24 protein-coding genes are annotated in these 23816 nt (G+C 62.3%); 16 read left to right on the plus strand and 8 right to left on the minus strand.

All coding sequences use genetic code 11. From position 1 onward, the window contains the following. Positions 1-53: 53 nt before the first annotated feature. From ku to ACSMXN_RS12290, 3 genes are all read left to right on the plus strand, one after another. The gene (gene ku / locus ACSMXN_RS12280) at positions 54-1064 is read left to right on the plus strand and encodes a non-homologous end joining protein Ku (protein ID WP_027139034.1); all 1011 of its coding nucleotides are present in this window, start codon (positions 54-56) and stop codon (positions 1062-1064) included. A gap of 168 nt (positions 1065-1232) precedes the next feature. Further along, positions 1233-2318, plus strand: coding sequence for a tryptophan--tRNA ligase (gene trpS, locus ACSMXN_RS12285; protein WP_455407760.1), 1086 nt, complete (start codon positions 1233-1235; stop codon positions 2316-2318). A 305-nt stretch (positions 2319-2623) separates the two neighbouring features. After that, on the plus strand, positions 2624-3640 hold the full coding sequence (locus ACSMXN_RS12290) for a transcriptional regulator (RefSeq protein ID WP_022911742.1): 1017 nt from the start codon (positions 2624-2626) through the stop codon (positions 3638-3640). 5 nt (positions 3641-3645) lie between these two features. On the opposite strand, the gene ACSMXN_RS12295 is transcribed toward ACSMXN_RS12290, so the two are convergent. Beyond that, a complete protein-coding gene (locus tag ACSMXN_RS12295) occupies positions 3646-5205 on the minus strand; it encodes an LCP family protein (RefSeq protein ID WP_081648916.1) in 1560 nt (519 codons plus the stop codon). 322 nt (positions 5206-5527) lie between these two features. On the opposite strand from ACSMXN_RS12295, the gene ACSMXN_RS12300 reads away from it, so the two are divergent. Further along, positions 5528-6367: an oxidoreductase gene (locus ACSMXN_RS12300; RefSeq protein ID WP_022911744.1), complete on the plus strand. Its 840-nt coding sequence runs from the start codon at positions 5528-5530 to the stop codon at positions 6365-6367. Here ACSMXN_RS12300 and ACSMXN_RS12305 read toward each other — a convergent pair whose 3' ends face one another. Further along, entirely contained in the window at positions 6368-7174 is an 807-nt protein-coding gene (locus tag ACSMXN_RS12305; RefSeq protein WP_022911745.1) for a putative protein N(5)-glutamine methyltransferase, read from the minus strand. It abuts the gene before it with no gap. A 143-nt stretch (positions 7175-7317) separates the two neighbouring features. On the opposite strand from ACSMXN_RS12305, the gene ACSMXN_RS12310 reads away from it, so the two are divergent. The 3 genes from ACSMXN_RS12310 (at position 7318) to ACSMXN_RS12320 (ending at position 9157) form a co-directional block, all read left to right on the plus strand. Further along, entirely contained in the window at positions 7318-8199 is an 882-nt protein-coding gene (locus tag ACSMXN_RS12310; RefSeq protein WP_196811132.1) for an aldo/keto reductase, read from the plus strand. A gap of 167 nt (positions 8200-8366) precedes the next feature. After that, positions 8367-8822: an SRPBCC domain-containing protein gene (locus tag ACSMXN_RS12315; protein WP_022911747.1), complete on the plus strand. Its 456-nt coding sequence runs from the start codon at positions 8367-8369 to the stop codon at positions 8820-8822. Then, positions 8819-9157, plus strand: coding sequence for a metalloregulator ArsR/SmtB family transcription factor (locus tag ACSMXN_RS12320; RefSeq protein ID WP_022911748.1), 339 nt, complete (start codon positions 8819-8821; stop codon positions 9155-9157). Before ACSMXN_RS12315 ends, ACSMXN_RS12320 begins: the two co-directional genes overlap by 4 nt. Before the next feature lie 158 nt (positions 9158-9315). Here ACSMXN_RS12320 and ACSMXN_RS12325 read toward each other — a convergent pair whose 3' ends face one another. Next, positions 9316-10395 (minus strand): hypothetical protein, encoded by a 1080-nt coding sequence (locus ACSMXN_RS12325; RefSeq protein WP_196811133.1) that lies wholly within the window; start codon positions 10393-10395, stop codon positions 9316-9318. A 106-nt stretch (positions 10396-10501) separates the two neighbouring features. On the opposite strand from ACSMXN_RS12325, the gene ACSMXN_RS12330 reads away from it, so the two are divergent. The 4 genes from ACSMXN_RS12330 (at position 10502) to ACSMXN_RS12345 (ending at position 13337) form a co-directional block, all read left to right on the plus strand. After that, positions 10502-11101, plus strand: coding sequence for a TetR/AcrR family transcriptional regulator (locus ACSMXN_RS12330; protein WP_022911750.1), 600 nt, complete (start codon positions 10502-10504; stop codon positions 11099-11101). Positions 11102-11262: 161 nt separating this feature from the next. Beyond that, on the plus strand, positions 11263-11673 hold the full coding sequence (locus tag ACSMXN_RS12335; protein WP_022911751.1) for a YciI family protein: 411 nt from the start codon (positions 11263-11265) through the stop codon (positions 11671-11673). Next, on the plus strand, positions 11670-12815 hold the full coding sequence (locus ACSMXN_RS12340; protein WP_022911752.1) for a DUF6596 domain-containing protein: 1146 nt from the start codon (positions 11670-11672) through the stop codon (positions 12813-12815). Before ACSMXN_RS12335 ends, ACSMXN_RS12340 begins: the two co-directional genes overlap by 4 nt. A 12-nt stretch (positions 12816-12827) precedes the next feature. Continuing rightward, the gene (locus tag ACSMXN_RS12345; RefSeq protein ID WP_022911753.1) at positions 12828-13337 is read left to right on the plus strand and encodes a pyridoxamine 5'-phosphate oxidase family protein; all 510 of its coding nucleotides are present in this window, start codon (positions 12828-12830) and stop codon (positions 13335-13337) included. A 362-nt stretch (positions 13338-13699) separates the two neighbouring features. Here ACSMXN_RS12345 and ACSMXN_RS12350 read toward each other — a convergent pair whose 3' ends face one another. Further along, complete coding sequence (locus ACSMXN_RS12350) at positions 13700-14239, minus strand: GNAT family N-acetyltransferase (RefSeq protein ID WP_022911755.1); 540 nt, start codon at positions 14237-14239, stop codon at positions 13700-13702. 68 nt (positions 14240-14307) lie between these two features. Here ACSMXN_RS12350 and ACSMXN_RS12355 point away from each other — a divergent pair, with 68 nt between their 5' ends. From ACSMXN_RS12355 to ACSMXN_RS12365, 3 genes are all read left to right on the plus strand, one after another. Continuing rightward, positions 14308-15072, plus strand: coding sequence for a glycerophosphodiester phosphodiesterase family protein (locus ACSMXN_RS12355; RefSeq protein ID WP_022911756.1), 765 nt, complete (start codon positions 14308-14310; stop codon positions 15070-15072). A 14-nt stretch (positions 15073-15086) separates the two neighbouring features. Beyond that, positions 15087-15836 carry a thymidine kinase gene (locus ACSMXN_RS12360; protein ID WP_051148729.1) on the plus strand — a complete coding sequence of 250 codons (750 nt, stop codon included), beginning with the start codon at positions 15087-15089 and terminating at the stop codon, positions 15834-15836. Between the two features lie 241 nt (positions 15837-16077). Further along, a complete protein-coding gene (locus ACSMXN_RS12365; protein ID WP_022911758.1) occupies positions 16078-16443 on the plus strand; it encodes an RNA polymerase-binding protein RbpA in 366 nt (121 codons plus the stop codon). 146 nt (positions 16444-16589) lie between these two features. On the opposite strand, the gene ACSMXN_RS12370 is transcribed toward ACSMXN_RS12365, so the two are convergent. Genes ACSMXN_RS12370 through ACSMXN_RS12380 form a run of 3 tightly spaced genes read right to left on the minus strand, consistent with a single transcriptional unit; the run spans position 16590 to position 20646 of the window. Continuing rightward, a complete protein-coding gene (locus ACSMXN_RS12370) occupies positions 16590-17342 on the minus strand; it encodes a polyprenol monophosphomannose synthase (RefSeq protein WP_027139039.1) in 753 nt (250 codons plus the stop codon). A 29-nt stretch (positions 17343-17371) separates the two neighbouring features. Next, on the minus strand, positions 17372-19060 hold the full coding sequence (gene lnt, locus ACSMXN_RS12375; RefSeq protein WP_022911760.1) for an apolipoprotein N-acyltransferase: 1689 nt from the start codon (positions 19058-19060) through the stop codon (positions 17372-17374). Further along, positions 19057-20646: an amidohydrolase gene (locus ACSMXN_RS12380; protein WP_022911761.1), complete on the minus strand. Its 1590-nt coding sequence runs from the start codon at positions 20644-20646 to the stop codon at positions 19057-19059. Before ACSMXN_RS12380 ends, lnt begins: the two co-directional genes overlap by 4 nt. Before the next feature lie 96 nt (positions 20647-20742). Between ACSMXN_RS12380 and ACSMXN_RS12385 the strand changes: the two genes are divergently transcribed. Further along, on the plus strand, positions 20743-21774 hold the full coding sequence (locus tag ACSMXN_RS12385) for a LacI family DNA-binding transcriptional regulator (protein ID WP_022911762.1): 1032 nt from the start codon (positions 20743-20745) through the stop codon (positions 21772-21774). A gap of 26 nt (positions 21775-21800) precedes the next feature. On the opposite strand, the gene ACSMXN_RS12390 is transcribed toward ACSMXN_RS12385, so the two are convergent. After that, the gene (locus ACSMXN_RS12390; RefSeq protein WP_022911763.1) at positions 21801-22775 is read right to left on the minus strand and encodes a carbohydrate kinase family protein; all 975 of its coding nucleotides are present in this window, start codon (positions 22773-22775) and stop codon (positions 21801-21803) included. Between the two features lie 94 nt (positions 22776-22869). On the opposite strand from ACSMXN_RS12390, the gene ACSMXN_RS12395 reads away from it, so the two are divergent. After that, on the plus strand, positions 22870-23808 hold the full coding sequence (locus ACSMXN_RS12395) for a 5'-3' exonuclease (RefSeq protein WP_027139041.1): 939 nt from the start codon (positions 22870-22872) through the stop codon (positions 23806-23808). The last annotated feature ends 8 nt before the right edge of the window (positions 23809-23816 follow it).

The raw sequence follows: 23816 nt of genomic DNA on the forward strand, positions 1-23816 counted from the left end.
GAGTCATGCTGCCTGTAGGACAATGGTTGCCGCCACTCGAGGGGAGCAGGGCCGTGCGCGCGATTTGGAAGGGTGCCGTGTCATTCGGCCTGGTGAACGTGCCGGTGCGTCTGTTCGCAGCAACCGAAGAACACGACATCCGGTTCCATCAGGTACATCGCGAAGACGGCGGACGCATCCGGTACAAGCGGACCTGCAGCGTCTGTGGCGAGGAGGTCAGTTACGACGACATCGCCAAAGGCTACGAATCCTCGGATGGCCAGTTGGTGATTCTCACAGACGAAGATCTCGACAAGTTACCGGTGGCCACCGGACATGAAATCGACGTGGTGGAGTTCGTACCAAGCGATCAGGTTGATCCGATCCTCTTCGCCAAGAGCTACTATCTCGAGCCCGATGCGCGGGCCACCAAGCCCTACGCCCTCCTCCGCGAGGCCTTGGTGGAAACGGATCGGATGGCAGTCGTCAAGGTCGCGCTCCGGCAGAAGGAGACACTCGCGGTGTTACGAGTGCGAGACAAGGCGATCTTGCTACAGACCATGCTGTGGCCAGATGAAATTCGTGAAGCCGACTTCGCGACTCTCGATGCTGACGTCGAGCTTCGGCCACAGGAGCTGAAGATGGCCGCATCGCTGGTGGAGAGCATGGCGGCGGACTTCGAGCCCGGTCAATTTACTGATGACTACCAGGTCGCCGTCCGCGACCTCATAGACGCGAAGCTGGAGCGGGGGGATGCAGCGGAGTTGCCCGAGGATGAATCGAAGTCAGCTGGGCAAACGGGCGGTGAGGTGATCGATTTGCTCACCGCGCTGCAACGCAGCGTCGACCGCGCTCGCGCGGGCGCCTCCACCGAGGTGGGGAGCAAGGTCGCGGGCTCGGTTACGAAGGTTGATTCGGCGAAGTCCGGTACTGCCGATCCGGGCAACAAGGCTGCGGCTCGGAAGTCTGCTCCAAGAAAGACAGCGGCCAAAAAGGCATCGCCCAAGGACCCATCAGCCAAGGATCCGGCAGCCAAGGACAATTCGGCGAAGAAAGCAGCGCCAAAAAAGGCTGCGACCGGCTGATATTCTGAAGTCGTGCATTCGCGGCAGATCTGTTGGTGGCCGTCCGACTAGGACGGACACACCGCGCTGCAAACGAACAAGCCGCAGGGGCCGTCCTCGCCAGGACGGTCTCTGCTCTGTCTGACCCTCGCTGCGCGTGGATATGCCTCCTGCCGAAGGAGGAAAATGATGCTCGATCAACGAGCAAAATCAAATGATTCATCGACACTGCGGGGTGCAAACCGATTCGACGATCGCTCAGGCGGTCGAGTCCTGACTGGCGACCGACCGACGGGTTCCCTGCACATCGGCCACTACTTCGGCACAATCGCGAATCGGGTGGCTTTGCAGCAGAGTGGCCACGATGTCTTGGTCGTCGTTGCAGATTATCAAGTCATCGCTGACCGCGATCGACCCGGAGATCTCCGTCGTACCGTTGTCGAGATGGTCTTGGACTACTTGGCTTGCGGCCTGGACCCAGCGCGGACGACGATTTTCCCGCATAGCCAGGTCCCGGCTTTGAACCAACTCATGCTGCCGTTCCTGTCCTTGGTCAGTATTGGCGAGCTCGAACGAAATCCGACCATCAAGGACGAGATTCGATTCTCGACTCAGCCCGCGGTCAGTGGTCTTATGTTGACCTACCCCGTCCATCAAGCCGCCGACATCTTGTTCTGCCAGGCTTCGCTCGTTCCGGTTGGTCGTGACCAACTTCCGCATCTCGAATTGACCCGAACCATCGCTCGGCGATTCAACGAACGGTACGGCGAGGTGTTTCAGGTACCGGAGGCTTTGCTCGGTGAGGCGACTGTTCTCGCGGGTCTCGACGGACAGAAGATGTCGAAGAGCCGCGGTAACGCGATCACGCTGCGCGATTCTGATGAAACAATTCGGACCAAGCTGCGCGCGGCGCCGACAGATTCGGAAAGGTTGATTACCTTCGAACCGCATCGTCGGCCAGAGATCGCGAATCTACTGCGGATCGCTGCCCTTTGTCGCGGCGCGGATCCCACTGATATCGCCGCGGAGGTTGGTGATTCAGGCGCGCGAGAACTGAAGAACGTTGTGGCGCAGTCCCTGAGACAGTTCCTCGCTCCGATCCGCAGGCGACGGGAAGTACTCTGCTCGTCCGATGCCGAAGCCGTGCTCGAGCGGGGAATTGCCCGCGCCACATTGCATGCTGAGCAGACCCTGGCTCTCGTCCGATCGGCGATGGGTATGGAATATGGCACTGACTCGACGGCGCACGCGGAGAAGTCCCGCATCGAGACCTGAGAAGGAGATACAGACCCGCGATCGCACGGCACGGGGTGGCCCGAAGGTTCTCAGCGAAACAAAGCGGGCCACGGCTCGATGCCGTGGCCCGCTGCTGCCTCCGCGGCCACGTCCAGGTCGTGGTCGTGAGTGGCGGCTGCAAAGCTTCACCCGGATCGCGTCTTCGAAACCCGGTCGAGGCTTCATTATGTTGCCGGAGGGCGAACAAGCAACGGGATGGTTCGCCCACCGGTAGATTTCTATCGCACAGCTTGGTTGGACGGGACACCGTTTGTGTCAGTGGCACTAGCGAGACAGGGTTCGTTGTGGAGCATGCCGACCTTAAGGAGCATTTCGCCCTGCTTGGGGTGGAGCCCGCCGCGGTCAGTGTCTATCGCGAGCTGCTCGCGAAGGGCTCGCTGACCCTGGCGGATCTCGTTGCGCGGGGTGACATGCCCGCAACCGCCCAGCGTTGCCTCGACGCGTTGATGGATGTCGGGCTGATTGCTGCGGCAGGTGCGGACCAGACAGAGGGCACAGACAGATTCGTGCCGGTGCCCCCGGACGCCGGTCTACGGATGCTCGGCAGCCGCAAGGAAGGCGAACTCAACGAAGCGGTGGTCGCCATCCAAAACGCGTATCGGGAGTTTTCCCGGCAGACGGGCCGGGCAAGTCTGGACCATCTCGTTGAGGTCGTGACTGGGCCAGCCATTCTGCAAAGGATCAAGCAGGCTGAAGACCACGCTCAACGAGAAATCCGCCGGCTGGACTCGCCTCCCTATTATCGAACCCAATCGTCGAACCGGACCGAACTCGACCACCTCGCCCGGGGCGTGGGATATCGAGTCGTGTACGCCCAGGCTTCTTTGGCACGTGAGAACTACCTCGAGACCAACATCGTTCCGTGCATCAAGGCAGGCGAGCAGGCGCGCGTGCTCGGTGCCGTCCCGGTGAAATTGAGCGTCATCGATGACACCGTCGCGCTGGTTTCGCTGTCGATCACGGACGCGGATGTGAACCGAACTCTGCTCATTGTCCGGCCGAGCACACTCTTCAGCGCGCTCGTCGGTCTCTTCGAGATGTGCTGGCAATCGAGTCTGTCCATCTTGCCGACAGGTGCCGTCTCCTCCCGCATCGAGCCCGTCGAGGAGCGAATGCTTGGCTTGCTATCGGCGGGAATGAGTGACGACGACATCGTGAGAACCCTACGCGTGAGCCGCCGAACCTTCTTTAGATATCTGGAGAAGCTTCAAACAAGAGCAGGCGTGAGCACCCGGTTTCAGCTGGGTGTGTACGCGGCGCAGCAGGGTTGGCTGGAGGAGTTGCCCAGACAAATTCGCTGAGCTGCTCAGTTGATGCAGTCCGCCGAACTGTAGCCGCGGGATGCGCCGCTCGGCACGATCGCTGGCTGGCTCGCGCTGGCAGGCGGTAAAGCTGAAGCCGGATCGGTTAGGGTCGCTTTCGTCGTCGGGTTCACGCTTGAGCTCGTGAGCGGGTTGGCGACCGGCGCGGCGATGCCGCGGTCGTCGGTGCCGATCAGGACGGTCAGCACCTTGACTGAAGTCGATGAGGCGACCAACGCGCCGGGTATCGCCCCAGCGAGCGTCTTGGCCTGCACTTCCATTCCAGGTGGATAGGCGATTGAGGTCTTGGTCGTGATGTTGGAGGGGTCAGAGTCTTGGGTGACGAAATGAGTTGGATCGGCTGTAGCTACGAATCCCAGACGAGTCAGGGCAGCGGCAGCACTGGTGGCAGTTCCGTCGCCATCGGAGGCATTGACGACGTCAACAGCTATACCTTGTGGAGTGACCGGCACGGCCCTGAGGTAGGCGGGCGTCGAGCCTACGACGTTGGCGATGAAGCCCGGTATGGCTGCCCAATCGAGAGACACCACCGAGGTAAGCACACCGCCGGGATAGATGTCTGGCGTACCTGTGATGGGAAGCGTCGCAAAAGTCACGTTGCCGGCGCTCAAATCCTTCACCTGAGCCGCAAATGTCAAGAGATTGAGGCCAGGATCGGTGACGATCGACGAGCTGATTGCCTTGAGGAGCCTTTGCACCGTGCCAAGGTGTAACAACGCGCCGCCTTGGCTGAGTTTCCGGAATTCTGTGGACAGAAAATATTGCTGTCTGACTTCACGATCGAGGTCACCGTCGGGCAAATCGTGGCGCTGCCGCACGAAAGAAAGGGCCTCGCTCGGATTCAGCGTGTTAATTCCCTTGTTGAACACGGCGCCAGAGTAGGGATCATCCACGGCTTCGTTCAGGCACACCTGAATGGGGCCCAGAACTGTTGCAATTCTGAGAAAGCCGATCATGCTTACGGCAACGTAGTGGTCGATGTGTAGGCCAGTGATCTGCTGAATCATGTCGATGAGCAGCTTTGCCCCACCCGCAGCACCGGCACCGTTGCGGGTGCCGTATTCGTAAGCGGCGTTGAGCTTACTCAGGCCGAGGCCAGGTACATCCACCCATGAATCGCGGGGAAATGATATGCCAGTCGCCCTGGAGCCGTCGGCAGGAATGTGCAAGAGAAGCATAGTGTCGGTATTCACGCCACCGTCGTCCTCTGCAGTGTGCATTTCTGCCAACTCTGCCGGTGAAGCACCCGTCCGGTCGTCGTTGCCGACCAGGAGAATATTCTGAGAAACCCCGTCGACATCAGGCAATGTGGGTTGGTCCGGCTTCGGCTTAGCGATCACATCTACGGTGGTGACGTTCGAGAGGAAGCTACGATATGAGGCCCAGGCAGCGCATGTTGTCACAAACACCGTTAGCGAAAGTAACGCCGCAACGATCTTCAGCCCGAGAGTTAGGCCTCGGCGCAGATCGCCGCGTTTGGAACGTCGGCCACCAAATGGTGCCGCGCCCATAGCGCGCTTGCGCGACCACCTAACTGATTGCATAAAGACAGCCTAAAGCGAGCGCCGGACGGGACGCACGCAAATGTCGTCGATGGCTGAGACTCGAAGCTGAGATATTCATTCACCACAGCGGAATCCAATATATTCTGAATTAGCTGTGGAATCTTGTTTGTTCAATCTGCGCCCCTGATGATTGCGGACGCGACTACTATTCCCATGCCTGACAGTATTCTGAAGGCGGTAGGGCATCACTCTCGGCCTCAGGGCCCTTCGTCCTCCTCGGGCCGCTCGGCTTTGCACGAGGATTGGTGAATACTTAACGCCGTCCCACCAGCATGCGAGGCTCGACCCACGGAGATCCCTGATGCCAAAGACCTGGTTGATTACCGGTACTTCTCGTGGCTTCGGATGGGAACTTGCCAAGGCAGTTCTCGCTGCGGGTGATCTGGTTGTCGCTACCGCCCGTAACCCTGCCCAGTTGGACGCCTTGGTGGGGGAGTGGGGATCGGCAGTGCGCGCCGTTTCGCTCGACGTCACGGATCGCGCTGCCGCTGAGGCTGCTGTAGAGATTGCGCTCGACGAATTCGGAGCGCTGGACGTGGTGGTGAACAACGCTGGCTACGCGAATTCGGCGCCCATCGAAGAGATGGCCGACGATGATTTCCGCGCGCAGATCGAGACAAATCTCTTCGGGGTTGTCAACGTTACGAAGGCAGCATTGCCGGTGCTGCGCAGACAACGTTCGGGCCACTTCATCCAGTTTTCGTCTGTAGGTGGGCGGGTAGGAGGCACTCCAGGAATGGGCGCTTACCAGACCGCGAAGTTCGCCGTCGAGGGCTTCTCAGAGGTTCTTTGCAATGAGGTGAAACCGTTTGGCATCAAGGTGACCATCATCGAGCCGGGCGCCTTCAGGACTGACTGGCAAGGCTCATCGATGCAAAGGAGGGCAGTCGGCGAGGACTACGACGCGACCGTTGGCGCTATGAATCGGTATCGCGACGCGAATGACGGTTCGCAACCCGGTGATCCGGCACGCGCCGCCAAGATCATCATTGACCTGACTCGAGTCGATGACCCGCCGCTTCGGTTGCTGCTCGGAGCGGGCGCGGTTTCAAGCGTCGAACAATCTTCGAGAGCACGTGCAGCGGAGGCCGAGAAGTGGGCGGCCGTCAGCCGGTCGGCGGACTTCCCAGCGGAGGCCTGATCACCAGTTAGCGGGCTTTGTGCCGATGACGACTGTGGCGTTCAGCTCATCGGAAGTCGTCACGCGCGCAGCCAACCCTTGTCGGGAAATCGTTGCCAACGCCGCAGCGGCTTGTCCTTCACTCGTCTCGACCATCACCGACGCACCTGGTGCCAGCCACTGTGGGGCACGGGCGATGACCAATCGCAGGACGTCCAAACCGTCCGGGCCGCCGTCGAGGGCGACCTGCGTTTCGTAGTCCCGCGCTTCTGGCGGCATCGTCGGGATCGACGACGTCGGGACGTAGGGCACGTTGGCCACGACAAGGTCGACCCGTCCCTTCAATCGAATCGGTAGTGGGTCGTAGAGGTCGCCCTCGTACACCTGACCATTCGCGAGCGCGACGTTCCTTCGCGCGCAGCGCACAGCCGTCGCATCGATATCGGTTGCGTGCAGTTCGACATCGCTGAGGGCGGCGAAAATGCTGGCGCCGATGGCACCCGACCCGCAACACAGATCGACCACGGTTCGCCGCCGAGGCATCGGGGTAAGAGCCTCGATGGACTGGGTCACAAGAAACTCCGTCCGCCGGCGAGGCACGAACACGCCGGCGTCGATGAGGACTCGGCGACCGTAGAACTCAGCCCAGCCCAAGACATGCTCGAGCGGCACGCCTGCGGCCCTTCGCTCCACCATCGTCATGAGCTCATCAGACGTACCGGAGCCTGAGAGGAGTAACCGTGCCTCGTCCTCAGCAAAGACGCAGCCGGCACCGCGGAGTCGAGCGACGATTTTTGGATAAGTCCAAGATGATTCGACCGTAGACATGGGGCCTTTCGGATTCCGAAGGCGCTCTCAGCCACTCATCGGTCGCTGAGGACGAACTGACGATGCAGCGCAAGCCTACCCGCGGATGCCATGGCGCGGTCCCCGCGTATTCGCCCCTTGAGTGTCGTCTTATGCTCGCGCATATGACAGTTATGCGTTCTGCTTACCCGGCGCGGCGGATTGCAGACTTGGACGTGCCACCTATCGGGTTCGGCGCGATGTTGCTCGGGGTCGAAGGACGACCGGATGAAGCCACGGCCATCCGCACGGTGCACGCGGCCTTGGACGCAGGCGTGCGGCTGATCGATACCGCGATCAATTACGGGTCTAATGCTGCTGAACTCGGGTATTGCGAGGAGTTGGTGGCGCGCGCGCTCGCGTCTTGGACTGGTTCCTCCAGCGACGTTCTTGTTGTATGCAAAGGCGGGAATCTGCGGACGGACGAAAAGTCGTTCGTGCAAGACGCCAGCCCAGCCAACCTGCGATGGTCCTGCGAAAGAAGTTTGCGAGCATTGGGAGTGGACGCCATCGGGCTCTACTTGTTGCATGCCATCGACCCCAACGTAGCCCTCGTCGATTCGATGGCTGCTCTTGCCGAATTGCGGGAAGAAGGAAAAATCCAGCGCATCGGCATAAGCAATGCCGGCCGTCGACAGCTCGCCGAGGCGCAAAACATTGTGAAGATATCGGCGGTCGAAAACCGGTTGTCACCGTGGTCAGTCAACGCGTTGCCTATCGTCGAGGCCTGTGAGTCCCAGGGGATCGCCTTTTTGTCCTACAGTCCGCTCGGTGGGCGTGCGCAGGCAGGCGAGCTCGGCGAAAAGCCGGTGTTCGCCTCGATTGCCCAGGAGCGCGGTATATCGCCACAACAGATCGCGCTGGCGTGGGCTTTGGACCTATCGCCAATCGTCATTCCCATTCCATCAGCGAGGCGTCCGGCGACGATTCTGGACAGCGTTGCAGCCGCCAGCATTCATCTCTCTGAGGACGAACGGACCCGGCTACGCGCGAGCATGTCAGCCTGAGTGCACGGTCGCCGGATGCGGGATGAATACGATCCGCTGGTTGGTACCAGCGAGGTCAATCCTGATTGGTCACCGGTCGACACACCAATAGGCAACCATCGGTTGCGTTACCGGCGGAAGTGTACTACCGTCATGTGCAACCAAACATTGCAGAGAGCGGGAGCGACATGGAGTACGGAAGCATTGAGCGCGAGTTCGACATCGAGGCGTCACCTGAGGTGGTATTTGAGGTCATCAGCAGCCCTGTGCACATTCGCGAGTGGTGGGGCGCTAGGGCAAATCTGGTCGCTGCCCCAGGATTCACCGGCGAACTGGTTTGGGGTGACGCTCAGACGCAGGTCGTCCCGATTACCGTGGTGGATGCTCAGCCACCGCGGCTCTTCTCGTTCCGTTGGGTTTACCCGGATGGAGAGGTTGCGACGTCGACAAACTCATTGCTGGTCACCTTCCAACTACTCCCATCCGGTACGGGCACCCACGTTCGGCTAACCGAAGTCGGGTTCCGCGAGAGGGGTTGGGAAATTGCCGTCCTGGAGGAGCATTACCGGGATCACTGCCTCGGCTGGGACACCCATCTCGCCCGGCTGGGCGAATACCTATCTCAGTTGGTCTCGATCGCATGACGGTCGCCATCAACGACGACCTCTGGTCCGCGATCGGGGATCCGACGCGGCGGAGGATGCTCGATCTGCTTCTTGCGGATGGCGACGGAACCGCAACGACACTCAGCGAACAGCTGCCCGTGACGCGCCAAGCCGTGGCGAAACATCTTGGCGTGCTCGACCGCGTCGGGTTGGTCCACGTCACCCCAGCCGGACGGGAGATGCGTTACCGCGTGGATGATGCACAACTTGCCCGCGCAGTCGCTCAACTCTCCACAGTCGGAGCGACCTGGGATGCCAGGCTGAGGCGAATCAAGCAGATCGCCGAAGCAATCCAGCGCAATCAGGACCGGTAGGATTTGATGACCAAGGTTGACAATCGTCAACCTGGGTTGTCGTCGAGAAAGTATGGGAAGGCCTGTTTTGTAAAGGCTTTTCGCCGTCGGAACTTGCACGCAAGCTAGGGGTAAGCCGGCAAGCAATCCAGAAGAAGGTCGGTTTGCCGGGCCTATCACTAGCCATCCTGGAAGGCCAGTTCGGCGACTTTGGGCTGAGGAGGACGACTGGCGGCGATCCGGCTCTGACCGGCGGCGAAACGAGGCGAAGTATGGTGGCCGACAACGACGGCCGACAATCCGAAGATCGTCCACAGAACGAGAACGGCAAGGTGACCGGCGGCGCCGTTACCGTCGAAATAGGCCGTGCTGCGCAGGAGGTTCGCACCGGAGCCGGGCGGGAGCCACTGACCGACGTGATCAACCCACGCGGGCAGTAGCTGCGGCGCAGAGGTGGCCCCGGAAAACGGGTTGCCGACAAACACCATGAGGACCGCCCCCAGAGCAAAGCCGGGTAAACCGATCAGTGCGATCAGTCCTGCGGCCGTGCTGCTAATCGCGAGCAGGGTCAACGAGACCGCAGCCCAAGTGGCGAGATGCTCGCCCGGGAGTGCGCCGAGAAAGCTTTGGGCGATCAAGAACGCGCCCAGTCCGGCGATGCCGGACACAACGACAAGCGCTACGACCTGACGCCAAGCGGGGCGGAACCCGATTACCAAACCAATAACCGAGGCGATGATGATGCTGCAAATCGTCAACGGCAACAGTGCGGAACTCAAGACCAGACCACGTGGATCGCCTGCTGAGCTGGCCACTACATCGACGATCCTGACATCGGGTGCCGCGTCTGGCTGCCTGCCGACCAGGTGCTTCGGCGCCTCACTCGCCAATTGCTCACCCACGGTGGTCAAGAGTTGCGCAACAGTGGCCGAAGCCGCGCTGGCCTCGAGCACGGTGATCTCCGTACTGGTCACCATCAGCGCGCCATATACGTCCCGGTCGTCGATCGCTGCGCGGGCAGAGGCTTCGTTGGCGTACCGATGCAACGCAAAGCCGCCGGGCATGACCTTGCTCAGGCCACTGACGGCCTGCTCACTCGCTTGCGGTGTCCCGACAATTCCGAGCGGCAGCTCACGGGGCGCGATCCGCGCGGCGGGCCAGGCGAACGCGAGTATTGCGAGTGCGATCATGACGGGTAGCAGCCCAGCAACGATGACGAGCTGTCGCCATGCGGGGTGTGCTTCCAAAGGGTTCTTCACGAATGACACGTCCTAAGGCGAATGATCGTTCTCTTTAGTCTCCTATCCTGCTACGACTCCTGACAACCTGCAAGACGAACGTCCGTTTTTCTTGTATCTTGGGGACATGCCGAAGGTCACGCAGCAATATCGAGACGCCCGCCGCGAGCACATCCTGAGCGCAGCGCGTCGGTGCTTCCTGCGCGACGGCTTCCACGCCACGTCTATGCAAGATCTCTTCATCGAAGCCGGACTTTCCTCGGGTGCGGTCTATCGATACTTCGCCAGCAAAGATGACATGATCATCGCCATCGCTGAAGAGAACATGCAGGATGTGGTTGCGATGATCCACGCAATCACATCCCAGCAGCCGCGCGGCTCCTTAGGCGCAGCGATGGCCGAGGTTCTGTCGGTTGTGCAGACCAAGCATTCGAGCGATGGCCTTGGGGGACTGGCGATCCTCGTCTGGGCCGAAGCTCTACGAAACCCGTCACTCGCTGATGAATTCAACGCGCTGTTAAGGCAGCTGAAGGCTGCGGTAGCTGATCTCGTCGCCGTCCACCAACGATCAGGACACCTGCCCGCCGACGTCACCGCCGATGCGCTGGCTACTGTCCTGATGTCGATCATGCCTGGCTACCTGCTGCAGCTTTCCCTACTCGGACCGGACTCGGTCGAGGGTGCTACCGAAGCAGTCCGCGCGCTCTGGCCGGACGCGGTCGGTTGACGGGCTGGTGGTTCGGGTGTGGACTGCCTCGCGGACGCTCGTCAGAAGACGAACCATTCCGGGGGAGTTTTATCGCGGCCCCGTGTCGAGAACTCGAGGCCGGCGCCGTCCCCGGTACGAACGCGGCCACAATGGTCGCGTCGCACCGAAGGAGGGAACGCATGACCAAGTACCTGCTGCTCAAGCACTACCGCGGCGGTCCGACTCCCGTCGTTGACATCGACCCGATGGACCGGTGGACGCCGGCCGAGATCGACGCCCACGTGAAGTTCATGCAGGACTTCGCGGCCGGGCTGGAGGGCACGGGGGAGTACGTGGACGGCCAGGCGCTGTCACCGGAAGGCACGTTCGTCCGTTACGCGGGCGAGGGTCTGCCGCCGGTCACCGACGGCCCGTTCGCGGAGACCAAGGATCTGATTGCCGGCTGGATGGTGATCGACGTGGAGACCTACGAGCGAGCCGTGGAGCTGGCGGGCGAGCTTTCGGCCGCACCTGGCCCGGACGGCAAGCCAATCTACGAATGGCTTGAGGTGCGTCCGTTCCTTGCCGCGCCACCCACCATCGCGGAGTGAACGAATCCCTGTTGCGGACGCTGATTCCTGAGGTCACCGGTGTTCTCGTCCGTCGTGGAGCCGACTTCGCGACGGCCGAGGACGCGGTGCAGGAAGCAATCATCCGGGCATTGGCGACGTGGCCCGCGGACCAGCCAGCGGACCCAAAAGGCTGGCTGATCACGGTGGCCTGGCGCAAGTTCCTGGACACGACCCGGGCGGAGAACTCCCGACAGGCGCGCGAGGCCCGGATCGAGGTCGAGCCGCGGCCCGGTCCGATCGAGGATGTCGACGAAAGCCTGCAGCTGTATTTTCTGTGCGCTCACCCATCGCTCACTCCGGCATCCGCGGTGGCGCTCACGCTGCGCGCCGTGGGTGGGCTGACAACACGACAGATCGCGGAGGCGTATTTGGTCCCAGAGGCGACGATGGCCCAGCGCATCAGTCGGGCGAAACGCACCGTCGCGGGCGTGCGCTTTGACGAGCCCGGTGATCTGGTCACCGTCCTGCGGGTGCTCTACCTAGTCTTCAACGAGGGCTACAGCGGCGAGGTCGACCTCGCCCACGAGGCTATCCGGCTGACCCGGCAAGTGACGTCGATAACCGACGATGAGGAGGCCTCCGGCCTGCTCGCGCTGATGTTGTTGCACCACGCCCGTCGTGCGGCCCGTACGACGGCCATGGGCGCGCTCGTCCCACTGGCGGAGCAGGACCGGTCGCGCTGGGATACCGAGCTGATCGCCGAGGGGGTGGCAATACTGCAGGCTGCGCTGGCTCGCGACCGGCTCGGCGAGTACCAGGCGCAGGCGGCCATCGCTGCGCTCCACGCCGACGCACGCAAGGCGGATGAAACCGACTGGGTGCAGATCGTGGAGTGGTACGACGAGCTCGACCGTCTGACCAGCAACCCCGTCGTGCGTTTGAACCGTGCCGTTGCGGTAGGTGAGGCGGACGGCGCACGAGCAGGGTTGGCTGCCCTTGGACAGGTGGATCCGACGGTCCCCAGATACCCGGCGGTGGCGGCGTACCTCCAGGAGCGGGCCGGCGAACTCGCGATCGCGGCTCGCCTGTACGGGAAAGCGGCCCGCGCCGCGACCAACGTTGCCGAGCGCGATCACCTCACCCGACAGGCCGCACGCCTTCACGACGTGCTCCGAGGCTGAAGGAGAATAGACATGCAACAGAAAGAGATTGAGGACGAGCTGCTAAATATCGGCGCGCAAGAGCTGCTCGCCACGTCGATGGCTCGCCTGGCCTACATCGGGCCGGACGGAACTCCACGAGTGATCCCGATTGCCTTCTTCTGGACAGGCGATCAGGTGGTGATCTCCACCGCCACGACGTCACCGAAGGTTGCAGCGCTGTCGGTTCGCCCGGACGTTGCCCTGACGATTGACGCCGGCGACACGCCCGGCCAGGCGCGAGCGCTTTCGATACGCGGGCATGCCAGCGTCGAGATCGTCGATGGTGTGCCCGACGAGTACCTCGCAGGGGCCAGCAAGACAATGGACGCCGAGGCCGCGGCCCACTTCGAACAGAACTGTCGTGAGATGTACGAGCAGATGGCTCGCATCGCGATCACACCGCACTGGGTGCGTTACTACGACTTCGGCGCAGGGCGACTGCCACAATTCCTGCGAGACCTGGCTGAGCAGAGCCAGGACGGCCCTCGCCGTTCAGAATGACATAATGTCGATTATCGGCACTTTGGAACGGCCGGTAATCGGCCTACGCGGCCACCTATTCGCATTTCCTGCCCGTTCGCGGCACCTGTGACCACATCGGCCGCCGTTGCGAGTATCGGAATGTTGCCTGCTGAGTAACGCAGGGACGGAATGACGCACACAGATACGAGTGATGTGGTGCTCGATCTGACGCTGATCGGTTCATCTGGCCAGTTCAACGAGACGCGCCGTCACTCAGCGGGATCCAAGCAGACTGAATATCGACCGTCAGATGCGCGCACGTTATGTCAAGTACCGTCGCTGTTGCTGATCGGCCGGTATCCGCCGCGCTGATCTTCAAGTGAATCCAGACGGACGCATGGTCACGAGTTGTCGTCAACAATCATGTCCATCAAGAGTCCGTCGTGAAAGGTGCCATCCTCATGACGCTCGTATCGACGCATGAGGCCGACGGGACGGAAGCCAACTCGGGAATAGCAACGAATGGCACGAGTATTTGCGGCTGCCGGATCAATGGTCAGCCGATGATGCCCGCGTTCGGTAAGGAGAAACCTTGCCAACGCCTTGATTGCCTCAGTCCCAATACCCTGGTTTTGATACCGCGTCCCAATGAAGATATCGATGCTTGCGTGGCGATATCGGGGTTCACGCTCCTCGAGGTATTGAATTCCGCCTACGACTTCGCGATCCACCTCGATGACCAACAGGGTCGTATCGCTTGAACCCAGCAGATCAGCCGTCAGCTCCTCCAATGGCTCGGGCGTACCCCACCACTGCACGACTGATGGTTCGGCAAGAATGCTTGCGAGAGCATCAATATCAGCTTCGCCGCCCGGTCGCAGGCTCACCGTCGGCCCTGCGAGATGCGGCCTGCGGCCTGGCTGCGGTTCGGCGTGGTTCATGGTTCACATGATCGCCGATGTGTCCAGCGAAATGGGAGGATCGCCGCCCACGAACTACCGTGGGACGAGTGGAACCGATCGCCTTTGCTCATCGTGGATTCTCACCAATCGGAGCGGAGAATTCACTGGCGGCCTTCCAGGCAGCAGTCGACCTTGGGTATCGATATCTCGAGACCGATGCGCGCGCAAGCGCCGACGGCGTTGCAGTCGCATTCCACGACGCTTTGCTCGATCGCCTCACCAATCACACCGGCCGACTGAACGCCTTGACCTGGAACGAGCTCAGCCAGGCTCGGATTGTTGGCAGCGAGCCGATACCTCGCCTGGAGGACCTGTTGGGGCAATTCGGCCACGCCTTCTTCAACATCGACGTCAAGACCGCGGCCGTTATCGGACCGACGCTGGATGCCGTGCGACGGACCAACAGCTGGCATCGCGTCCGATTGGCAACCTTCTCCGACCGCCGCCTATCCGTCCTTCGAAAGGTGGCCGGTCCATACGTGGCTACGAGCTTGTCCCCCAGCGAGATCGTCTCGCTCAAGCTGGCTTCGGTTGGACCGCAGGTCATCCGATCGGTTCCCGCTCGCTTGCCAGTTCGGCGACAGTTCGGGGGCGCCCGTGCCGCGCAGGTACCAGCCGGCCCGCGGTGGTTGCGACTCGTTGACCGTACGTTCATCGAGTCGGCGCGCGAGCGTGGCTTCGAGGTCCACGTCTGGACCGTTAATAGGCGGTCGGAGATGCATCGGCTGCTCGATCTCGGAGTTGACGGGATCATGACCGACCGCGCGGACGTGTTACGAGAGGTCCTTGAACAGCGCGGTCAGTGGAAGTAGTAGCGTGCCGGTCCGTGCCTGAAACATCTGAGTCGGTAGCTGAGTCTGCGCGTGCTGCTGATCCGCTATCGCCCGATCGCAGCAGCGCACTGGCATCGGTGCCGGCCTCAGGCAATCGGCGAGCTCTCCCGATGCCGGCGCACCTGAAGTTCTTCTATGGCCCAATGGACTGTGGCAAATCGACGCTGGCCTTGCAGATTGACCACAACCAGGCGAGGCAGGGTCGACGTGGATTGATCCTGACTCGTTACGACAGATCGGGTGGCCCGATCATCACGACACGGGTCGGGCTGTCACGTCCGGCCATCGAGGTCACCGACGAGCTGAACATGTGCACTCTGGTCCGGCAGCGCTGGGCAGCGGGCGAGCGCGTTGACTACCTCGTGATCGACGAGGCCGGCTTCCTGAACCCCGAACACGTGGATCAACTGGCCGAGCTCGTGGACGAATTGCACATCGACGTCTATTGCTTCGGGCTGGCCACCGACTTTCGCAGTCTTCTGCTGCCAGGGGCCAAGCGCCTGATCGAACTCGCGGACGAGATTTCAGCTATTCAGGTCGAGGTGCTCTGTTGGTGTGGCCGACCCGGCCAGCAGAACGCCCGCGTCGTGGACGACCGGGTCGTACGCGAGGGCGACACCGTCGTGGTGGCCGACACTGCTGATGTCAGAGCAGAGGTTCGGTACCAGGTGCTGTGCCGTTCGCACTACAGAGCGGGTGATCTCGGTCATCAACTCAACCCCGGTCAGCTCACGCTTGACTAATCGCTCCCCCTCCCCCGCTGGGTACACGTCACGCCGTCGCGAACAGTCCGACGAAATACCCATGGCCGGTACACAGGATGTCGGATTAGTTCTTCCCAACCTGTCTGCGATATGATATTGGGGCTTTGTACGCCGCTATTGCGAGTAACCGCGGGCGCATCGTCCCAGATCTCAGGAATCATCTGCTGGGTTCGTTCGTTGGTTGGTCAGTACCCAGATATGGGTGAGGAGTGATCTGAAAATGGCCGATCGTGTTCTTCGAGGCAGTCGCCTCGGCGCTATCAGTTACGAAACCGAGTACGCGGCGGAGCCGGCGCCCCGTCGCTTTGTGAAATTTCGCTGTGAACGAAACCATGAGTTCACCGTCCCCTTTTCGGACGAAGCCGAGCTCCCGTCGACCTGGGAGTGCCGTCTGGATGGCACCGCGGCCAAGTCCGTCGATGGCCCCGAGCCGGAGGCGAAGAAGGTCAAGCCCCCGCGCACGCATTGGGACATGCTGATCGAGCGGCGCAGCATTGCTGATCTCGAAGAAGTTCTTGCCGAACGGCTCGACGTCCTTCGCGCACGCCGTGGTGGCGGTGGCGGCAAGTCCACCAAGACTGCCTAGCTCACTAGCTTTTGATCTGCAGAAATCCCGCACGCGTCGCGGCCGATGAGGCCGCGCCGCCGGCGGGATTTCTGCGTTTCGCGACTAGTGCATCACGACAATGACATCGCGACAATGACATCGCGACAATGACATCTACAAGGCCGTCACCGCCGTCGTAGCAGCCCCTTGACCTGGGCCGCGCGGTGGGTGACGCCCCATTCGGTGACACGCAGAAGCGCTTCGCGGACTATGTTGCCGCTCATTTTGGACTCACCGCGCTCACGTTCGGCAAAGGTGATGGGCACCTCGACCACACGAAAGCCGGCCTGAACTGCGCGCCATGCCAGATCGACCTGGAAGCAATAACCCTGCGAGGAGATACCCGACAACTCGATCGTTTGCAGCACGTTCCTGCGGTATGCGCGGTAACCGCCTGTTGCGTCGTGAAGTTCAATTCCCAGCGCCAGCCTCGTGTAGAGGTTTCCACCGCGGGAGAGTAATTCACGGGACTTCGGCCAGTTAAGAACCTGCCCACCAGGCACCCACCTGGATCCCAGGACGACGTCAGCGTGCGAAGTCGCTGCGAGTAGCCGAGGCAATTGCTCGGGGGCATGCGAGCCGTCTGCGTCCATCTCGACGATGACGTCATACCCGGCCTCGAGAGCCCAACGAAACCCAGCGATGTAAGCGGCGCCGATGCCGCTTTTCTGGGTACGGTGCAGGACGTGTACGCGCGCGTCATCGGCGGCGATCTTGTCCGCGATCTCGCCCGTGCCGTCCGGGCTGTTGTCGTCGACTACCAATGAATGCGCCGTTGGTACCGCAGCGAACAGACGTTCGAGAATCATCGGCAGATTCTCGCGCTCGTCGTACGTCGGAATGATGACGATGACCTTGAGCGCGTCCGCACGCCCCATGGCGGAGGTTGCCTCGTCGCGGGAGTGGGTCACCCGTTCCTCTTCTCGATCGCAGGTTGCGGGCTGGGCTCGTTCGGCACAGGTGCGGTCAGCTCTCTCTCGTTCTTTCGTTCAGTGTCGTTCCGTTTAGCGTCGTTCCGTTTAGTGTCGTTCCCTTTAGTGCGGCTTCGTGCAGTGCGTCGACGCATCCAAGGCATCAAACCAGCAAGTACGCCGAACAAGGCGAATGCGGTCAGCAACCACTCAGGAATCGCTCCGACCCGGGTAGCCAGAGTAGTCGAGGTGCGCAGTCCTATGGTCTGAACGAGAATATCCGGGGTGAACAACGCACCTGACTCGTCCAGCTTCGTACCATCGGCGTCGATGATGGCCGACTTGCCGCTTGTCGCGACCTGAACGACACTGCGTCCGTTCTCGACCGCTCTCAACTGACTCATCGCGAGCTGCTGGTAGGTCTCGGCGCTGTGTCCGAAGGTCGCATTGTTGGTCTGTACCACCAACATTTGAGCGCCCGCTTTCACTGAGGACCGCACGAGCGAGTCGTAGGCGACCTCGAAACAGATGACGTCGCCGATCGGATACGGCGTCTGGGTCATCAGCCCGTTGCCGGTACCGGCGATCATGTCCCGACCGACGAGATCGACCTTCTTGCTCACCGCCCGTGCGACCGAGCGCAGCGGGATGTACTCCCCGAATGGGACCGGGTGCCGTTTCACGTATCGCTCGCCTGGCCCGGGCTGAGACGAACCTGACGGCTCCCACAGAATCCCGGCGTTGGTGACGTGAGTGGCGCCGGGGCCGTCCAGGAGGGCGCCGACGAGGATGGGCACGCCCACCGCGTCGACGGCTTGCTGGATCTCCTGAGCCGCGTCCAGATTGTCCGTCGGATCTATATCGGAGGCGTTCTCCGGCCACAGCACCAGCTCGGGTTTCGCTACCGTTCCGGCTTTGATCTCGGCGGCGAGCTTCATCGTTTGAGCGACGTGGTTGTCCAGCACCTGGCGACGCCGCGCATCAAATTCCAGCCCACGGTCGGGGACGTCGCCCTGCACAGCGGCCACAGTGGTCGTTCTCGGAGCAGCACGCGGGTGCAGCGGTATCCACAACAGGAGGCCGATGACCGGGATCAGCGCAGCCGCGACGGCGCGGCTCGCGCCTTGACCCAGATCCGAACCGAGCCATCCGGTTCGCTCACGGATCCGGCGTTCGCCATTGCCAAGGAATGCCGTGCCCAGAATGGTGCCGCCAAGAGTCACCATGAACGTGAGTAGCGGCGCGCCGCCAAGAGTGGCGAACCATTTCATTGGCGATTCCGCCTGGCTGAAGGCCCACCTCCCCCACGGAAAACCGCCGAAAGGGAAACGATCGCGTAGTGCTTCTTCGGCGACCCACCCGGCTGCAAGCCATACCGGTCCCCAACGTCGGGCGAGCAACTTTGGCGCACAGGCCCCGAGTAACGCGATGTACCAGGTCTGTGAGAAGACGAGAACGAGCCACGGGACGGCACCGACGTAGGTGGCGGTCCAGTGCAGCATCGGCAGGAAGAGTCCGGCGCCGAAGAGTAGTCCAATGAGCGCGCCGCGCCGCGCACTCTGGGCATGAACTGCCCACGTAAAGCCGGCAACCGAGACGAAGGCCAACGGCCACCAACCGAAGGGTGGAAAAGCCAGAACGCCGAGCAGTCCGGCAGCAAAGGCAATCGCGAGGCGTGTCTTCAAGCGAGGTCGCCGGAATCGTATATCTGGACGCCCCGTCGCACCGTGCGCAAACAACGCGGTAGCTCGACGCCTGGACTCAAGTCGGGAAGCCCAGGCACGGCGCCCCGTTCGTCGGTGCTCCATCGCGAGAGTCGATCATCAGGGGTGTCTACCCCAAGCGGGCCAGCGCTGAAGACGGCGTAGGTGGCCGGATTTCCGGGTGCGAGAACGCCCGAGCCGTCCGAGTCAGCGCGAGCTGCCCGCCAACCCCCACGAGTGTGTGCTCCGAATGCAGCTCGGGCGCTCAGCGCGTGCTTCGGATTCGACGGGTAGATCGCAGCCCGGACAGCTCCCCAGGGGTCGATCGAAGTGACGGGCGAATCGGATCCGAGCGCGAGCGGGACTCCGGCCGCAGCCAACTCCGCGAACGGATTCATGGTCGCGGCGCGCTGTGCGCCAAGACGCGCCTCATACATTCCGCCCACTCTCCCCCAGGTTGCGTCGAAGGCCGGCTGAACCGATGCCAGTAGGCCGGTACGCGCCAGAGCCGCGATGTCCGGTATCAGCTCGACATGCTCGATCCGGTGCCCGGCGCCGGTCACTCGCCCCGGCGCCAACGACTGGGCCGCCTGATCCATTGCTGCCACCACCTGCCCGACAGCTGCATCACCGATCGCATGGAAGCCCGCCTGAAGACCTGCCTCGGTACAGGCAACAATGTGATCGGCGAGTTCTGCGGTGTCGAAGCGGAGATAACCCGTCGTGTCGGAGTCCAGATACGGCTCAGACAGGCCCGCAGTGTGCGAACCGATCGAGCCGTCACAGAAGAGGTCGCCGCCGGCTCCGACCGCTCCTAGGCTCAGGGCGTTTTCGGTTCCGCCCAACTCGCCCCAGTATCCGAAGACCTCCGGAACGACCTCTTCTCTCGACAGTGCCAACAAGGCAGTCAGGTCGTCTGCGCTCGAGATCTCTGGTCCGGCCATCTCATGCACAGCTGCGATCCCGCAACTGGCCGCCCGTTCGAGCGCGACGCGCTGCAGCGCATGCCGCTGTGCTGGGTTGATCGCTGCGAGCGCCAGTTCGCGGGCGGCGTGGTGAGCCTCCTTTGTCAGCAAGCCATCCCGCGAGTAGCCGTCGAGCTTGGACAGGCTAGGAATTGAGGCCATCAGCGCCGATGACGCGACCGCCGAATGCGCGTCGGTCCGCGCTAGGTAAACGACGCCGCCGTAACTCGCCCGATCCAGCTCAGCTGCGGTCGGGGGTCGTCCTTCAGGCCAATTGGTCTCATCCCACCCCGAACCTAGGAGCGGCCGTCCTCCGCTTGATCTGGCTAGTCGCTCAACCCTGCTCAGAGCTACAGCAAGGCTGGCGGCATCGCTGAGGTCCAGCCCGGTCAGAGACAGGCCGGTACCGGTTGCGTGGAAGTGAGAGTCGACGAAGGCCGGAATTACGAGAGCACCTTCGAGGTCGACCCTGCGGTCTGCGGTCATCGTGCCCGCCGAGGCGTCGTCGCCCAGCCAGGCCACGTCCGCGCCGTCGACCAGCAGCGCGCTGGCGTCAGGAGCCCACGGACTGTGGATTCGTCCGTTGAAGAGAAGGGTCCGCATTCGGTCCAGTCTGCCAGCTCGACCATAGGGCCGACCTAGCCGCTCGGTATGCCATGGATTACCGTGCCTTAAGGATTTCACCAGAGCGGGGGGACGATGGCAGCGAGCATCGAAGACGTCGCCAAACGCGCGGGTGTCTCGATCGCCACAGTGTCCCGGTCCCTGCGCGGTTTACCCGATGTCGCAACGGCCACACGCGACAAGGTGCTCGCCGCGGCGCGCGAACTTGATTACGTTGCTTCGCCGTTCGCCGCGAGACTGGCGAGTGGACGATCGTCCACCGTGGGCATTGTCGTCCCGTTCGTGCATCGCTGGTTTTTCGCCGAGGTACTCGGCGCCGTTGAGTCAGTGCTCAGCCAGGCCGGCTACGACCTCTTGCTGCACAATCTGGGAGACAGCGAGGGGCGAGAACGGTTTTTCACGGTGCTCCCTGTTCGCAAGCGGGTCGATGCGGTCATCGTCGTCAGCCTCGCGCTGACCCAGGACGAGGTCGACGCGCTCAAATCCCTCGACTTACCGATCGGCATGCTGGGTGCTGAACACGATGGCTTCTTCTCGGTTCGCATCGACGACATCGAGGCAGCGAAGCTGGCGGTCAATCACCTGCTCTCGCTCGGTCATCGGCGAATCGCGCTCATCGGCGGTGAGACCGACGATCCAATGCGCTTCACTCCCCCACACCATCGCCGGACCGGCTATCAACAAGCCTTGAGCGCCGCTGGCGTGGCGTTTGACCCCGCGTTGGAGCGCCTCGGCTACTTCACCGTCGAGGGAGGTGAGGCTGCCATGCTCGAGCTGCTTGCGCTGCCCGACCTCCCGACGGCCGTCTTCGCCGAATCAGATGAGATGGCCTACGGCGCCGTCCGGGCAATTCGCCGTGGTGGCCTGCGAGTACCTGAGGATATTGCCGTTATCGGCTTCGATGATCATTCGACGGCCGCGCTCATGGATCTGACCACGATTCGGCAACCGGTCGCTGAGCAGGGTGCTCAACTCGCCACCGCGATGCTGGCCAGCCTGCTGGACGCGGCAGAGGCTCACGATGTTGTTCTGGAAACGGAGCTGATCGTGCGGGGCTCGACGGTCAAGTCGGCGAGTGTCTACGCCGACGGTTACAAAGAGCCCTAGCGTGGCAGGCTCCTGAGGAGCGATCGTCAGCCATCCAGCGCAGGCGCCGCGCGAGCCTTAGCCAGTTCATCGGCAGTAGGTGGATCGGCGCCCGCGCGACCGCACGTCAAGGCGGCCACCAAGATCGCTTCCTCGAGAATCGCTGAGATTGCAGCCGAATGGTCGGCGTTCAAAGCGCTTAGGTTGATAGCACTGCGGATCGAGGCGTTGATCAACCCGGCCATGAACGCGTCACCTGCTCCGACCGTGTCGACGACCGCAACGGGTCGCGCATCGACCGATATCAGCTCCGAAGACGTCGTAGCGGCGTACGCGCCCGCCCCGCCGTCGGTGACGACCACCAAGCTCGGCCCGAGGCGCAGCCAGGCTCGCACCACCTTGTCAACGTCTTGGCCGGGGTACAGCCATGCGAGGTCTTCGGCGCTGGCTTTGACAACGTGCGCCACAGCTACCGAGCGCTCTACAGCGGCCACGGCCACGGCTCGCGCGCCCATCAGCAGCGGCCGGATGTTCGGGTCGTAGCTGATGATCGTTGAGCCCTGATCCCGGACGCGCTCGAGGTGGGCCTGAACGGCGGCCGCGCCGGGTGCGGTCCAGGCGGCCAGTGACCCGGTGTGCAACCAGACACAGTCGGGAGGAGTCAACGCGAGCTCGCCCTCCGTCCATTGCCAATCGGCGGTGCCAGCGAGGTAAAAATCGTAGGCTGCGTTGCCGTTCGCATCGAGACCCACGACCGCCAGGCTGCTGTGCTCAGCCGCGGTGATGGCCAATGTCGTGTCGACGCCATTTAGCTCGGCATGGCGGCGCAACTGTCGTCCGAAGGTGTCCGCGGACAACCGAGCCTGTAGCTGGGACTGTTGCCCAAGTCGCGCCAGGCCAATCGCAACGTTGAAAGGGCTGCCCCCTGGATGGGCAACGTACGTTGGCGGCGTCATCCCGGCCGGCTCGGCGGGATGCACCGGAACGAGGTCGATCACTGCCTCACCGATCACGCACACCATGGCCCGACGTTATCGTGCTCAGAGGCGTTGCGCTCGATCCGACGTCATCGCTGCTAGCGGACCTACCGAACTGCAGGACAATGAAGGGGTGCTGATGGCAGGCAAAGTGATGCTGGTCGATTCGGCCGGGCTGTACTTTCGTGCTTTCTATGGCGTACCGGATTCCGTCACATCGCCAGATGGGATGCCGGTGAATGCCGTACGCGGTTTCACGGACATGGTGGCCACTTTGCTTACCCGCTATCGTCCGCAAAGCTTCGTCGCGTGCTTGGACAATGACTGGCGTCCAGCCTTCCGGGTCGCATTGCTTCCCTCGTACAAGGCGCATCGGGTGGCCATACCCACAAGCGGGGGTAAGCCGGATGTCGAGGAAGTTCCAGATCTGCTGACGCCTCAGATCCCGGTGCTGCTCGCTGTCCTCAAAGCTGCCGGTCTGTGCGCGGTGGGCGCTGACGGATTCGAGGCCGACGATGTAATCGCGACCCTGGCCCACCGGTCCGATTCGGCCGGGGAGACGGTGGACGTCGTCTCAGGCGATCGGGATCTGATCGGTGTGGTGACCGAACGCGTCCGGCTGCTCTACACGGGCCGCGGTATCAGCAAGATCGCAGAGCTGACACCGGCGGAAGTACAGGCGAAGTACGCAGTACCGGCTGAGTTCTACCCCGACTTCGCCGTACTGCGTGGCGACCCGTCCGATGGATTGCCCGGCGTCGCCGGAATCGGCGAGAAGACCGCAGCGATCGCCGTTACGAAGTTTGGTCCGATCGAGCAGATTCTCGACATCGCACTGAGCGCAGACTCGGCCATGAGCCCCACTATCCGGACGAAGGTCCTCGCCGCGGCCGAATACCTGTCGGTAGCGCCGCAGGTGGTCAGGGGTCGGATCGACGTGCCGATTGATACCGACCTTGAAACCCGTGTTCCCGGGTCACCGAAGGATCCAGAGATGCTCGATGCGCTCGGCGAAAAGTTCGGCGTCGCGAGCTCGGTACTTAGATTGCGAAAGGCCATTGCCGCGCTGGCGAAATAGCCGTCCTT

This window comes from Parajatrophihabitans canadensis, from assembly GCF_053764775.1.

Bases quoted from the DNA above. Each gene is read 5' to 3' on its own strand.
- trpS (WP_455407760.1), top strand. From the start codon at position 1,233: ATGCTCGATCAACGAGCAAAATCAAATGATTCATCGACACTGCGGGGT.
- ACSMXN_RS12295 (WP_081648916.1), bottom strand. From the start codon at position 5,205: ATGCAATCAGTTAGGTGGTCGCGCAAGCGCGCTATGGGCGCGGCACCA.
- ACSMXN_RS12300 (WP_022911744.1), top strand. From the start codon at position 5,528: ATGCCAAAGACCTGGTTGATTACCGGTACTTCTCGTGGCTTCGGATGG.
- ACSMXN_RS12305 (WP_022911745.1), bottom strand. From the start codon at position 7,174: ATGTCTACGGTCGAATCATCTTGGACTTATCCAAAAATCGTCGCTCGA.
- ACSMXN_RS12310 (WP_196811132.1), top strand. From the start codon at position 7,318: ATGACAGTTATGCGTTCTGCTTACCCGGCGCGGCGGATTGCAGACTTG.
- ACSMXN_RS12315 (WP_022911747.1), top strand. From the start codon at position 8,367: ATGGAGTACGGAAGCATTGAGCGCGAGTTCGACATCGAGGCGTCACCT.
- ACSMXN_RS12320 (WP_022911748.1), top strand. From the start codon at position 8,819: ATGACGGTCGCCATCAACGACGACCTCTGGTCCGCGATCGGGGATCCG.
- ACSMXN_RS12330 (WP_022911750.1), top strand. From the start codon at position 10,502: ATGCCGAAGGTCACGCAGCAATATCGAGACGCCCGCCGCGAGCACATC.
- ACSMXN_RS12335 (WP_022911751.1), top strand. From the start codon at position 11,263: ATGACCAAGTACCTGCTGCTCAAGCACTACCGCGGCGGTCCGACTCCC.
- ACSMXN_RS12345 (WP_022911753.1), top strand. From the start codon at position 12,828: ATGCAACAGAAAGAGATTGAGGACGAGCTGCTAAATATCGGCGCGCAA.
- ACSMXN_RS12350 (WP_022911755.1), bottom strand. From the start codon at position 14,239: ATGAACCACGCCGAACCGCAGCCAGGCCGCAGGCCGCATCTCGCAGGG.
- ACSMXN_RS12365 (WP_022911758.1), top strand. From the start codon at position 16,078: ATGGCCGATCGTGTTCTTCGAGGCAGTCGCCTCGGCGCTATCAGTTAC.
- ACSMXN_RS12370 (WP_027139039.1), bottom strand. From the start codon at position 17,342: ATGGGGCGTGCGGACGCGCTCAAGGTCATCGTCATCATTCCGACGTAC.
- ACSMXN_RS12380 (WP_022911761.1), bottom strand. From the start codon at position 20,646: ATGCGGACCCTTCTCTTCAACGGACGAATCCACAGTCCGTGGGCTCCT.
- ACSMXN_RS12385 (WP_022911762.1), top strand. From the start codon at position 20,743: ATGGCAGCGAGCATCGAAGACGTCGCCAAACGCGCGGGTGTCTCGATC.
- ACSMXN_RS12390 (WP_022911763.1), bottom strand. From the start codon at position 22,775: ATGGTGTGCGTGATCGGTGAGGCAGTGATCGACCTCGTTCCGGTGCAT.
- ACSMXN_RS12395 (WP_027139041.1), top strand. From the start codon at position 22,870: ATGGCAGGCAAAGTGATGCTGGTCGATTCGGCCGGGCTGTACTTTCGT.